The sequence below is a fragment of the Modestobacter italicus genome (assembly GCF_019799965.1).
Lineage (GTDB): Bacteria > Actinomycetota > Actinomycetes > Mycobacteriales > Geodermatophilaceae > Modestobacter > Modestobacter italicus_A.
This window is the reverse complement of sequence record NZ_JABGCJ010000008.1, coordinates 115,527-127,280: the sequence shown is the minus strand read 5'-3', so window position 1 is coordinate 127,280 and position 11,754 is coordinate 115,527. Positions and strand designations below refer to the sequence as shown.

Genomic DNA, 11,754 nt, shown 5'->3' with positions numbered 1-11,754 from the left:
CACCACCACATCGGCCAGCCGCTCGGCCTTCTTCCGCCGCCGATCCGCCGCCGCCTCATCCACCGCGATCAGCGCCGCCGCCGTCCGCTCGGCCAACCGCCGCGGGGTCTCCCCCGCCCGCGCCCACCCCAGCGCCTGCCCCTCCACCTGCGCGACCACACCCGGGTCCACCACCCCACCGGCGTTGGCCGACTGACCGCCCAGTGCCTTGGCGATCGCATGCGCCCGCGGCGGGTCGATCAGCGAGTCCGCCAACGCCGCCCACGTCGCCGGCAGCTCGTGCACCAGCACCAGCGACCGCTCCGCCAGCACCGTCGCCGCCGTCCGCGACACCCCGGCCACCACCGCCAGCTCATCGGCGGAGAACTCCCCCACCCCCACTGGCGAACGCTCGGGCAACCAGCCCACCACCCCGTGCCCGGGCTGACCCTCGGTCAGGTCCGACTCCACCGGTCGACGGCGGGCCAACTCGGCCACCACCGCCGCCTCATAGGCGGCCAACTGCGCCCGCACATCCGCGATCGACGCCAGCTCATCCGCCAGACCCGCATCAGAGAAACCCGCCGGCTCCAGCAACTCCGCCAACCGAGTCCGCCGCCGCGTCACCCCCGGCGGCGGCGGGGGCAGCGGGTCAGGCACCGGCCGGCGGGCACGCGACACCGTCACCCCCACCCCGAACCCACCGGCCTCGAACACACTCCGAACCTACGGCCGGGGTATGACAGTTTCCGCAGGTCGTCGCGGCAGTTCACGCACCATCTCAGGCAGTCGCCCACCACTGCACGAGTCGCCAGACCGGCCGACGGAACAGCGGCGGGAGAACCCGCCGCGTCACAGACGCGACCTCGGGGGCCAGCAATCGCAGCGCTCGGCCAGCCGGGCGCCCCGCCCCGTCCAGGTGCGAACAAGGCAGCGTCCGGACGGGTCGACGTCCCGACAAGGCGACGTCCCGACAAGGCGACGTCCCGACAAGGCGACGTCCCGACAAGGCGACGTCCCGACAAGGCGACGTCCCGACAAGGCGACGTCCCGACAAGGCGACGTCCCGACAAGGCGACGTCCCGACAAGGCGACATGTCCACAAGGCGATTCGTGACGAGCCCCTGCACCCCGGTCGAGCGGTCGCCCCCGCCGTCCTCCGACTGACTGCGGGCGTGACGTCTGCCCAGGGCTACGGGCCCGACCACGCCACGGCCTTCGGCCTCAGCCCGCACCACGTCATGCTGGCCATCCCGGTCGGCAGCGAGGACAGGTGCCGCGCCTTCTGGGTGGACCTCCTCGGCCTGGTCGAGCTGCCCAAGCCGCCGGTGCTGGCCGCCCGTGGCGGGCTCTGGGTGCGCGGCGACGCGCTGGAGCTGCACCTGGGCGTGCAGTCCGACTTCCGCCCGGCCAGGAAGGCCCACCCGGGCATCCGGGTCACCGGCCTCGACCGGCTGGCCGCGGTGCTCACCGGCGCCCGCGTCGAGGTCACCTGGGACACCGAGGGGTTCCCGGGGCACCGCCGCTGCTACGCCGACGACCCGGTCGGCAACCGGCTGGAGTTCATCGAGCCCGACCCCCCGGTGCCCACCTGGTGAGTCAGAGCCCGCCGGCCACCCGCAGCACGGCACCCGTGCAGTAGGCCGCCTCGTCGCTGAGCAGCCAGGCGATGGCCGGGGCGATCTCCGCCGGCTCCCCCGGTCGACCCATCGGCACCCGGGCGGTCACCCGGTCGAGCCGGCCGGCGTCCCCGGCTCCGGCGTGGATCCCGGTGCGCACCAGTCCGGGCGCGACGGCGTTGACCCGGACACCGTCGTCGGCGAGCTCCTTGGCCAGCCCGACGGTCAGCGCGTCCACCCCGGCCTTCGCCGCCGCGTAGTGCACGTACTCGTGCGCCGAGCCGAGCGTCGCGGCGCTGGAGGAGACGGTGACGATCGCCCCGCCCGGCCCGCCGCGGCGCCGGGACATCACCTGGGCCGCCCGCCGGACGCAGAGCACGACCCCGAGCAGGTTGACGTCCAGCACCTGCCGGACGACGTCCACCGGGGTGTCGGCGAGGTCGCCGAGGTGCGCGGTCAGCCCGGCGTTGGCCACCAGCCCGGTCACCGGCCCCAGGTCCGCCGCTGCGGCGAAGAGCGCGTCGACGTCCGCGGGGTCGACGACGTCGGCGCGCACGGCGACCGCCCGCACGCCGAGGTCCCGCGCAGCAGCCACGACGTCCTCGGCCTCGGCACGGCCCGACCGGTAGCCGACGACGAGGTCGTGGCCCTGCCGGGCGAGGTGGACGGCGGTGGCCGCACCGATGCCGCGGCTGCCGCCGGTCACCACGGTGACCGGGCAGGAGGGGGCGGACGGCGCGGGCGACGGGGTGGACACGCGGTGATCCTGCCGCGCCGCGGCCCCGGACCGTCACCCCCGCCCGGCAGACTGCCCGACGTGGACAACAGCCCCGAGGCCGCCTACCGGCGACTGCAGCCGCTGCTGGTCGAGGTGCGCGACGCACTCCTCGGCGGCCTGACCGTCAGCCGGGAGATCCACGCGGCGCACGGCTGGCAGCCCGCGGCCGACCGGCACCTGGACCACCAGCTGGTCCGCCGCGAGGCGATGGAGCGGCTGCGCCCCTACGCCGAGCACGACGACCACCCCTTCGGCACGCAGCTGGAGCTGGTCGACCCGGGCAACGAGAACCTCGGGCTGCCGATGAGCGGGCTGATCCTGCGCACCCCCACCGAGGTGCTGCGGGTCTGGCACTCCGACGACGGCGAGCTGCCGGCCGCCGACACCCAGGGCCTGCGCGACTTCTACCGGCAGGCGCCGGTCGCCCAGCAGCGCTTGCAGCTGGCGATCGACGGCGCCCCCGACCTGCGCCGGCGCGACCACCTGGCGCTGCTGTGGGCCGATGCCCGCACGCCCGGCCGGGAGCCGGAACTCGTCCGGTTCGACCTCGTCCGTCCGCGCGACTGGGCCGGGCGCCGGGTGGACGTCGACTGGCGGGTGGGCCTGCTCGACCTGCTCGGTCGGCGCGCGGCCTGACCAGGGGGCACCGGGCACATCGGCGACACCCCGACGGGCACCCCGGGCGGCACGACCGTGACCCCGGACACCACAATGTCCCGGTGCACAGAGGACGGAACGTAGACCCTGGGATCGCCCGCTCGTGGCTGCTGGTCAACGGCGCCCGCACCGAGCTCTTCGACGAGGCGCACGACTCCCGTGCCGACCAGATCGTGCTCGACATCGAGGACGCGGTCGACCCGGCCCGCAAGCCCGGTGCCCGCGCCGACGTGGCCGAGTACCTCTCCACCGGCGAGAAGCGCGCCTGGGTGCGGATCAACGACCGCTCGACGGAGTTCTGGTCCGACGACGTAGACGCGCTGAAGGGCATGCCCGGCCTCGCCGGCGTCATGCTCGCCAAGACCGAGGCCGCGGAGCACGTCACCGAGACCTACGACCGGCTGGGCGGCGCCACCCCGGTGCTCGCGCTGGTCGAGTCGGCGCTCGGCATCGAGGAGGCCGTGCGGATCGCCTCGGCCCGCGGTGCCTTCCGGCTGGCCTTCGGCAGCGGTGACTACCGCCGCGACACCGGCACCAGCGCCGACGACCTGGCGATGGCCTACCCCCGTTCCCGCCTGGTCATCGCCAGCCGGGTCGGCGGCCTGCCGGGTCCGATCGACGGCCCCACGGTGGGCACCAGCCACCCGATCCTGCGCGAGCAGTCGGCGCTGACCGTCTCCCTGGGCCTCACCGGCAAGCTCTGCCTGCAGCTCGACCAGCTGCCGGTGATCAACGAGGTCATCAGCCCGGCGCCGTCCGACGTCGCCTGGGCCCGCGACTTCCTCGCCGACTTCGAGGCCCGTGGCCAGGTCATCCGCGACGGCAGCGACCTGCCCCGCCTCGGCCGCGCCCGCAAGATCGAGAAGCTGGCGACGGCGTTCGGCGTCGAGCCCGCCTGACCGAGCAGCACCGACGGCCCCCTCCCACTCCCGGGAGGGGGCCGTCGGAGTCTCAGGCCCGCGTGCCGACGACGGCGGTTCCCGACACGTCGTCGTCGGTGACCACCCGAGCGGTCAGGCCGGCCGCGACGAACGCCGCCAGCGTCCGGTCGGCCTGCTGTCGACCGGTCTCGACCAGCAGCGCACCACCCGGCGCCAGCCACTCCGGCGCGCCGTCGATCACCCGGCGCTGGACGTCCAGCCCGTCGGCGCCGCCGTCCAGCGCCGCCCGCGCCTCGTGGTCGCGCGCCTCCGGCGGCATCAGCGCGATCGCCTCGGTGGGCACGTAGGGCGCGTTGGCCACCAGCACGTCGACCCGGCCGCGCAGCGTGGCGGGCAGCGGCGTGAACAGGTCGCCGCAGTACACCTCGCCGGTCACGTTGCGACGAGCGCAGCGCACCGCTGCCGGGTCGACGTCGGCAGCGTGCAGCTCCACCGGTCCGACCGCCGCGGCGACCGCCGCCCCGACAGCGCCGACCCCGCAGCACAGGTCCAGGACGACGTCCCCCGGGCCGGTGAGCGCGACCGCCTCGCGCACCAGCAGCCGGGTGCGCTGCCGCGGCACGAACACCCCGGGCTCGACGGCGAGGCGCAGGCCGCAGAACTCCGCCCAGCCCAGCACCTGCTCCAGCGGCTCCCCCGCCACCCGCCGAGCGACCAGCCCGTCGAGCTCGGCCGACGACGAGGCCGCCTCGGCCAGCAGCTCCGCCTCCTCCTCGGCGAACACGCAGCCGGCCGCGCGCAACCGCGCGACCACCGCGGGCTCGGGGGTGTCCATGAGCAACGAGTGTGCCGCCTGGCAGACGGAACGCGATCGCACCGATACGGTGCCGCCAACGACAGCGGACCCGAGGGGTGGGCGTGGACCAGCGCGGTGCGGCGTTCGGCGCCTTCGTGGCCGAGCACGAGCAGCACCTGCGCGGCACCGCCCTGCTGCTCACCGGGGACCCGGCCGCCGCCGACGACCTGCTGGTGGCCGCGCTCGCCCGCACCCACCGCCGCTGGCGCCGGCTCGACGCACCGGCCACCGCCGTGGCCGAGACCCGCTCGGCGCTGGTCACCGCCACGCTGGGCCGGACGCGGCTGCCGGAGCCCGGGGCGGCGAGCGCCGTGGTGGCCGAGCTCGACGAGGACGGGCCCGTCGCCGGCGCCGACGCCCGGTGGCTGCAGGCGCTCGGCGAGCTCGACCCGATGACCCGCGCCGTCGCCGTCCTCCGGCTGCACGACGGGCAGGCCGAGGACGACGTGGCGGCCCTCCTGCGCCTGTCCCCCGGCGACGTCTCGGCCGCCCTGGCCGATGCCCTGGATGTCCTGGGCCCACTGCTGGACGACGACCCGGACGAGCCTGGTGGGTCGCCTCCCGCGCCGCTGGAAGAGGTCGCCCCTGCCCCGCCGGTGACCCCCGCCCCCGGCGGAGCGGCCGAGTTCGCCGATCCGTACGGCATCTACCGCCGGTCGGCACCCCCGCCGCCTCGACCTGCCCCCTGCGCGCCCGACGTCGTGCCGCACGCCCCACCGGTCAACGGACACCCGGACGACGACCCCGACGCCATCTACCGGCGGCCGACGTGAGCGACGACCTCGCGCCGGCGGTCGCCGCCCGGCTGCGGCAGCTCACCGACCGCGCCCGCCCGGCCGACCTCGGGGACACCAGCGCCCGCGCCGCCGCGGTGGATCGCCGCCGGCGGCGGCGGGCAGCCGGCTGGGTGGCGGGGGCGCTGGCCGTCGTGCTGCTGGCGACCGGCGCCTCGCTGGCCCGTTCGACGGTGGCCGAGCCGGTGGCCCAGCAGGAGCCGCAGCTGCGCAACGTCCCGCAGTTCGTGCCCGACCCGCCGATGCTCTACGAGGCGCCGGTGCGCGGTTCGCTCGCCGACGACGAGGAGTTCCTCGGCGCGATGGCGGTGCGGTCGTGGCAGTCGGCTCCCGGCGACGCCGCACAGGTCGTCGACTACGGCGGGCCGCAGACCGTGCCGGAGACCCATCGCGTCGTCTACGCGGCCGACGTGCCCGGCGGTCAGCGCTGGGTGGTGGTCCTCGGCCGCGCCGGTCCGGACTGGCTGTGCACCTGGTTCACCGGCCCCCGCGGCGCCGAGCCCGAGGAGATGACGGTGGCGCTGCGGGGCCTGCCGCTGCGCGCCCAGGAAGGGCTGGCCCTCACGGACGTCTCGGCGGCATCAGGCCCGCTCGTGGTGCTGGCCGCGTCCGGCACCGAGGCGGAGTACTCCCCCAGCCTGGACCGCGGGCCCGACGGGACGCTCGGCCGCGAGTACCGCGCGCTGCCCCTGGTCGACGGGGTGCCGCTCGGGATCGTGCCGACCCCGATCACCTGGAACGCCGGCGACGTCCGGCTGGCCGACGGCGGTGGGCCGGTGATCCCCGTTTACAACGGTCAGGCGGCCAGCTGGCCGGTCTGGCCGGCCGGCCCGGTGGACGACGCACTCGCCGCACCCTGCCTGGAGCAGCTCGGGCTCACCGTGGACCTCAGCAACGGCGGCCTGAGCTGGGGCGAGGCGAACCGGCCGGCGATGAGCAGCGCGGAGGAGGCGGCGCGGGAGGCGGCGATCGCCGCCTGCTTCCGCGCCGCCGCCCGCTGAGCCGCCCTCAGGGCTGCCGGTACACCGCGTCCGGGACGTCGGTGACGAACATGTGCCCCGGCGCATGGGTGATCGCGAACGGCGGGCGCGACGCCATCAGCGCCGCCTGCGGGGTCACCCCGCACGCCCAGAACACCGGGACGTCCCCGTCGGCGAGCTCGACCGGGTCGCCGAAGTCGGGGCGGGCCAGGTCGGCGATGCCGAGCGCGGCCGGCGACCCGACGTGCACCGGCGCCCCGTGCACCTGCGGCATCCGCGCGGTCACCTGCACCGCGGTGGCCACCAGGTGCCCGGGCACCGGGCGCATCGACACCAGCGGCCCGGACAGCCGCCCGGCCGGCCGGCACTCCCGGTCGGTGCGGTACATCGACACGTTGCGTCCCTGCTCGATGTTGCGCACCGGCACCCCGGCGTCCAGCAGCGCGGTCTCGAAGCTGAAGCTGCAGCCGATCAGGAAGGCGACCAGGTCCTCGGTCCAGGTATCGGTGACGTCGGTGGGCTCGTCGGCCAGCTCGCCGTCCCGCCACACCCGGTAGCGCGGCAGGTCGGTGCGCAGGTCCGCGCCCGGGGCGAGCACGGTCTCCCAGGAGCCGGCGTCGGTGACGTCGAGCAGCGGCACCGGCTGTGGGTTGCGCTGACCGAACAGCAGCATGTCCCAGGCCCAGTCGCGGGGCAGGACGACGAGGTTGGCCTGGGTGTGCCCGGGCGCCCAGCCCGAGGAGGGGACGGCGAGCCCGGCCCGGAAGGCGGCCCGGGCGGCAGCGGGGTCGGCGGCGGGGGCGAGGGTGGTCACGGGGTCCTCCGGTTCGCGGCGACGGGGGTGGTCACGGGCCGGTCCCGACCCGGTCGCGGTGGGCGGCCCGCAGCTCGGCCTCCGAGTCGTGCAGGTAGGCCTCGAGCTCCTTGGCCGCCTGCTCGACCTCGCCGGCGGTCAGCAGGTCCAGCAGTGCGCGGTTGCGGCTGACGTAGGGCTCGTGCAGCCGCTGCGGGACGGCGACGGCGTGGAAGGCCAGCCGGAGCTCGGCGAGCAGCCGGGCCGTGGTCTCGTCGATCCGCCGGCTGCCGGCCAGGGCGACCAGTTGCTGGTGGAAGCGCATGTTCGCGGTGCCGGCCGCGCCCCAGTCGCCGCGCCGAGCAGCGTCCTCGCCGGCGGCGACGGCGTCGTGCAGCGGCCGCAGCCGGACGGCGTCCAGGCCCTCCAGCCGGCGCACGACGTCGCACTCGATGGTCCGCCGCAGCCGGTACAGGTCGACCAGGTCGTCCTCGTCGAGCTGGGGCACGAACACCCCGCGGTGCAGCCGGTGCACCAGCAGGCCCTCGTGGGTGAGCAGCCGGAACGCCTCGCGCAGGGTGTTGCGGCTGACGTGCAGGACCTCGACCAGCTGCTCCTCCGACAGCCGGGTGCCCGGCGGGAGGTCGCCCTCGATCACCCGGGAGCGCAGCAGCTCGGCGACCCGCTCGGCGGTGCTGGACCGGTCGAAGCTGCGCACCTCGTGCGCCACGGTGCGCAACCAGGCGGTGTCGGCGGGCTCGGGCATGCCGCCATCCTGCCGTCTCCAGTTGTGTCCGCGCAGTTAAATGTCGTGCGATCCCCTTGAGGGATTGTTCAACAACTCCCTAGGTTCGACCGCCAACAGCGCCACCCGTCGCCACCACACGTGACCCCCACCCGAACCGGGAGCAGCCATGGCCGCCGAACCGCAGCGCACGCCTGCCGAACCGTCCACCGCCCCCAGCGGACGACTGGCCTCCAGCACCCGCTCCACCCTGCTCGGCGCGATGTTCCTCATGGCCACCTCGGCCATCGGCCCCGGGTTCATCACCCAGACGACCACCTTCACCGTCCAGCTGGGCGCCGCGTTCGCCTTCGCGATCGTCATCTCGATCCTGATCGACATCGCCCTGCAGCTGAACGTCTGGCGGGTCATCGGCGTCAGCGGCCGCCGGGCCCAGGAGCTGGGCAACCTGGTCGCCCCGGGCCTGGGCTGGGTGATGGCCGCCTTCCTGCTGATCGGCGGGCTGGTGTTCAACATCGGCAACGTCAGCGGCGCGGGGCTGGGCACCAACGCCATGCTCGGCCTCGACCCGAAGCTCGGCGGCGCACTGTCGGCACTGATCGCCATCGGCATCTTCCTGAGCAGGCGGGCCGGGGTGGCGGTCGACCGGATCGTCGTCATCCTCGGGCTGGTGATGATCGTGCTGACCACCTACGTCGCGATCACCTCCGGGCCCCCGGTGGGCGAGGCGCTGCGCAACGTGGTGCTGCCCGAGGACATCGACGTCCTGGCGATCACCACGCTGGTCGGCGGCACGATCGGCGGCTACATCGTCTACGCCGGCGCGCACCGGCTGCTCGACTCCGGCGTCTCCGGCCCCGGTCGGGTCCGGGACATCACCCGCGGCTCGGTCACCGGCATCCTGATCACCGCCGTCATGCGGGTGGTGCTCTTCCTGGCGATCCTCGGCGTGGTCACCGGCGGCGCCGCGCTCGACCCCACCAACCAGGCGGCCTCGGCCTTCGAACAGGCCGCTGGTGAGGTGGGCCTGCGGGTGTTCGGCGTCGTGCTCTGGGCCGCGGCGATCACCAGCGTCATCGGCGCCTCCTACACCTCGGTGTCGTTCGTGACCTCCCGGACCAGGACGTCGGACCGCACCCGCACGCTGCTGGTCGTCGGCTTCATCGCGTTCACCTCCCTGGTCTACGTGCTGATCGGCACCGCGCCCACCACGCTGCTGGTGTTCGCCGGGGCGTTCAACGGCCTGCTGCTGCCGATCGGGATCGCCGTCCTGTTGTGGGTGGCCACCCGCCGCACCGACCTGCTGAACGGCTACCGCTACCCGCGCTGGCTGCTGGTCATCGGCTGGGTCGCCTGGCTGCTGACCCTGTACCTCGCGGTGCGGTCCATCCAGCCCGTCATCGACCTGTTCTCGTGAGGGAGGCTGTCGGCATGGACCTGAACTCCGACCTCGGCGAGGGCTTCGGCCAGTGGACCCTCGGTGACGACGACGCCCTGCTGGGCCTGGTCACCAGCGCCAACGTGGCCTGCGGCTTCCACGCCAGCGACGCCACGATCATGCGGCGGGTGTGCGCGAGGGCCGTCGAGTCCGGCGTCGCGATCGGCGCCCAGGTGGGCTACCGCGACCTGCCCGGCTTCGGCCGCCGGTTCATCGACGTGGAGCCCGAGGCGCTGACCGCCGACGTCGTCTACCAGATCGGTGCGCTGGAGGGCTTCGCCCGGATCGCCGGGGACCGGGTGCGCTACGTCAAGCCGCACGGCGCGCTCTACAACGCGATCGTCCACCACGAGGAACAGGCCGCCGCGGTGGTCGCCGCCGTCGTCGCCTACGACCGGACGCTGCCGGTGCTCGGTCTGCCGGGCTCGGCGTGGCTGCGACTGGCCGCCGAGGCCGGCCTGACCGTGGTGCACGAGGCGTTCGCCGACCGCGCCTACACCCCGCAGGGCACGCTGGTCTCCCGCCGGCTGCCCGGCGCGGTGCTGCACGACCCGGCCGAGATCGCCGCCCGGTGCGTGGCCATGGCCGCCGGCGAGCCGATCCGGGACGTCGAGGGCGGCGAGCTGACCCTGCAGCCGGGCTCGATCTGCGTGCACGGCGACACCCCGGGCGCGGTCGAGATCGCCCGGCAGGTGCGCGCGGCGCTCACCACCGCGGGGGTCGAGCTGGCCCCCTTCGCCGCCTGATGCGCCTGCTCCCCAGCGGGAGCGCCGCCCTGCTGGTCGAGCTGGACGGGCTGGACGACGTCTTGGCGCTGTACGCCGCGCTCAGCGCCGACCCGCCGCCCGGCGTGCTCGACGTCGTCCCGGCCGCCCGCACCGTGCTGCTGGTGACCGACCCGGCCGCCACCAGCCTGGCCGCGGTCGCCGAGGCGGTGCGGGCGACCACCCCGCGGCCGGACGCGCAGACCACCGGGGACTCCGTCGAGCTGCCGGTGCACTACGACGGCGCGGACCTCGCCGAGGCCGCCGAGCTGCTCGGGCTCACCCCGGCCGGGCTGGTCGAGCGGCACACCGGCGCGACGTGGACGGTGGCCTTCTGCGGCTTCGCGCCCGGCTTCGGCTACCTCACCCAGCCCGGCGGCGCCTGGGACGTGCCGCGCCGGTCGACCCCACGCACCAAGGTGCCGCCGGGGTCGGTCGCGCTGGCCGGGGAGTTCAGCGGCGTCTACCCACGCGAGTCCCCGGGCGGCTGGCAGCTGATCGGGCGCACCGACGTCGCGGTGTTCGACCTCGGCCGCGAGCCGGCGGCGCTGCTCCGCCCGGGCACCCGGGTGCGGTTCGTCGAGGTGTCCCGATGAGCCTCACCGTGCTGGCGACCGGACCGCTCACCACCGTGCAGGACCTCGGCCGGCCCGGCCAGGCCGCGTTGGGCATCGGCCGCTCCGGCGTCTGCGACCGGGCCTCGGCCGCACTGGCCAACCGGCTGCTGGGCAACCCGGCCGACGCCGCGGTGCTGGAGGTGACCTTCGGCGGGCTCGCCGTCCGCGCCGAGGCCGACCTGCTGGTCGTCACCACCGGCGCCCGCTGCCCGGGTGCCCCGCACGCCGCGCCGGTCGTGCTGCGCCGCGGCCAGGAGCTGCGGCTGGGCACACCGGTCAGCGGGCTGCGCACCTACCTGGCCGTGCGCGGCGGGATCACCGTCGAGCCGGTGCTGGGCTCGCGGGCCACCGACGTGCTCGCCGGCCTCGGTCCGCCGGTGGTCGCCGCCGGCGACGTCCTGCCGGTCGGTGCGCCGGTCGCCCCGGCACCTGGGGTCGACCTCGCCCCGGTGCCCGAGCCGGCTCCCGGCGAGCTCACCGTCAGCGTGCTGCCCGGGCCGCGGGCCGACTGGTTCGGCGACGCCGGCTGGGCCGGACTCACCGGGCAGGCCTGGTCGGTCACCAGCGAGAGCAACCGGGTCGGCCTCCGGCTGGACGGCACCCCGCTGGAGCGGCTGCGCACCGGCGAGCTGCCCAGCGAGGGGATGGTCCGCGGGGCGCTGCAGGTGCCGCCGTCCGGGCTGCCGGTGCTCTTCCTCGCCGACCACCCGGTGACCGGCGGCTACCCGGTGATCGGCTACGTGACCGACGCCGACGTCGACCGGTGCGCCCAGCTCCGCCCGGGGCAGTCCCTGCGCCTCCGGAGCCGCTGAGTCGCAGAGCCGCTGCGCCGCGCAGCCGGCGCTGGACGCTG

The 11,754-nt window shown here is 75.5% G+C and carries 13 protein-coding genes and 1 pseudogene; 9 read left to right on the top strand and 5 right to left on the bottom strand.

The genetic code is table 11. The features are described from left to right. Positions 1-450: pseudogene (locus HLA93_RS18490) on the bottom strand (hypothetical protein); the annotation flags it as partial. 704 nt (positions 451-1,154) lie between these two features. On the opposite strand from HLA93_RS18490, the gene HLA93_RS18485 reads away from it, so the two are divergent. Further along, complete coding sequence (locus HLA93_RS18485) at positions 1,155-1,577, top strand: hypothetical protein (RefSeq protein WP_222195906.1); 423 nt, start codon at positions 1,155-1,157, stop codon at positions 1,575-1,577. Position 1,578: 1 nt separating this feature from the next. On the opposite strand, the gene HLA93_RS18480 is transcribed toward HLA93_RS18485, so the two are convergent. Then, positions 1,579-2,355, bottom strand: a complete 777-nt coding sequence (locus HLA93_RS18480; protein WP_222195905.1) for an SDR family oxidoreductase — start codon at positions 2,353-2,355, stop codon at positions 1,579-1,581. Between the two features lie 60 nt (positions 2,356-2,415). On the opposite strand from HLA93_RS18480, the gene HLA93_RS18475 reads away from it, so the two are divergent. After that, positions 2,416-3,012 carry a hypothetical protein gene (locus tag HLA93_RS18475; protein WP_222195904.1) on the top strand — a complete coding sequence of 199 codons (597 nt, stop codon included), beginning with the start codon at positions 2,416-2,418 and terminating at the stop codon, positions 3,010-3,012. An 83-nt stretch (positions 3,013-3,095) separates the two neighbouring features. Then, the gene (locus HLA93_RS18470) at positions 3,096-3,932 is read left to right on the top strand and encodes an HpcH/HpaI aldolase/citrate lyase family protein (protein WP_222195903.1); all 837 of its coding nucleotides are present in this window, start codon (positions 3,096-3,098) and stop codon (positions 3,930-3,932) included. 52 nt (positions 3,933-3,984) lie between these two features. On the opposite strand, the gene HLA93_RS18465 is transcribed toward HLA93_RS18470, so the two are convergent. Continuing rightward, positions 3,985-4,749: a putative protein N(5)-glutamine methyltransferase gene (locus tag HLA93_RS18465; RefSeq protein ID WP_222195902.1), complete on the bottom strand. Its 765-nt coding sequence runs from the start codon at positions 4,747-4,749 to the stop codon at positions 3,985-3,987. Between the two features lie 83 nt (positions 4,750-4,832). Between HLA93_RS18465 and HLA93_RS18460 the strand changes: the two genes are divergently transcribed. Next, positions 4,833-5,543 carry a hypothetical protein gene (locus HLA93_RS18460; protein WP_222195901.1) on the top strand — a complete coding sequence of 237 codons (711 nt, stop codon included), beginning with the start codon at positions 4,833-4,835 and terminating at the stop codon, positions 5,541-5,543. Further along, positions 5,540-6,565 (top strand): hypothetical protein, encoded by a 1,026-nt coding sequence (locus tag HLA93_RS18455; protein WP_222195900.1) that lies wholly within the window; start codon positions 5,540-5,542, stop codon positions 6,563-6,565. Before HLA93_RS18460 ends, HLA93_RS18455 begins: the two co-directional genes overlap by 4 nt. Before the next feature lie 7 nt (positions 6,566-6,572). Here HLA93_RS18455 and HLA93_RS18450 read toward each other — a convergent pair whose 3' ends face one another. Next, positions 6,573-7,358, bottom strand: a complete 786-nt coding sequence (locus HLA93_RS18450; protein ID WP_222195899.1) for a putative hydro-lyase — start codon at positions 7,356-7,358, stop codon at positions 6,573-6,575. 31 nt (positions 7,359-7,389) lie between these two features. Then, positions 7,390-8,103, bottom strand: a complete 714-nt coding sequence (locus HLA93_RS18445; protein WP_222195898.1) for a GntR family transcriptional regulator — start codon at positions 8,101-8,103, stop codon at positions 7,390-7,392. 148 nt (positions 8,104-8,251) lie between these two features. On the opposite strand from HLA93_RS18445, the gene HLA93_RS18440 reads away from it, so the two are divergent. Genes HLA93_RS18440 through HLA93_RS18425 form a run of 4 tightly spaced genes read left to right on the top strand, consistent with a single transcriptional unit; the run spans position 8,252 to position 11,713 of the window. Then, positions 8,252-9,499, top strand: a complete 1,248-nt coding sequence (locus HLA93_RS18440; RefSeq protein ID WP_222195897.1) for an NRAMP family divalent metal transporter — start codon at positions 8,252-8,254, stop codon at positions 9,497-9,499. Positions 9,500-9,513: 14 nt separating this feature from the next. Then, positions 9,514-10,266: a LamB/YcsF family protein gene (locus tag HLA93_RS18435; RefSeq protein WP_222195896.1), complete on the top strand. Its 753-nt coding sequence runs from the start codon at positions 9,514-9,516 to the stop codon at positions 10,264-10,266. Next, entirely contained in the window at positions 10,266-10,880 is a 615-nt protein-coding gene (locus HLA93_RS18430; protein WP_222195895.1) for a 5-oxoprolinase subunit B family protein, read from the top strand. The genes HLA93_RS18435 and HLA93_RS18430 overlap by 1 nt, the downstream gene beginning before the upstream one ends. Continuing rightward, the gene (locus HLA93_RS18425; RefSeq protein ID WP_222195894.1) at positions 10,877-11,713 is read left to right on the top strand and encodes a biotin-dependent carboxyltransferase family protein; all 837 of its coding nucleotides are present in this window, start codon (positions 10,877-10,879) and stop codon (positions 11,711-11,713) included. Before HLA93_RS18430 ends, HLA93_RS18425 begins: the two co-directional genes overlap by 4 nt. Positions 11,714-11,754 lie beyond the last annotated feature (41 nt).

Excerpts from the sequence above, each read along its gene's own strand:
- HLA93_RS18465 (WP_222195902.1), bottom strand. The coding sequence starts at position 4,749 with ATGGACACCCCCGAGCCCGCGGTGGTCGCGCGGTTGCGCGCGGCCGGC.
- HLA93_RS18445 (WP_222195898.1), bottom strand. The coding sequence starts at position 8,103 with ATGCCCGAGCCCGCCGACACCGCCTGGTTGCGCACCGTGGCGCACGAG.
- HLA93_RS18440 (WP_222195897.1), top strand. The coding sequence starts at position 8,252 with ATGGCCGCCGAACCGCAGCGCACGCCTGCCGAACCGTCCACCGCCCCC.
- HLA93_RS18435 (WP_222195896.1), top strand. The coding sequence starts at position 9,514 with ATGGACCTGAACTCCGACCTCGGCGAGGGCTTCGGCCAGTGGACCCTC.
- HLA93_RS18430 (WP_222195895.1), top strand. The coding sequence starts at position 10,266 with ATGCGCCTGCTCCCCAGCGGGAGCGCCGCCCTGCTGGTCGAGCTGGAC.
- HLA93_RS18425 (WP_222195894.1), top strand. The coding sequence starts at position 10,877 with ATGAGCCTCACCGTGCTGGCGACCGGACCGCTCACCACCGTGCAGGAC.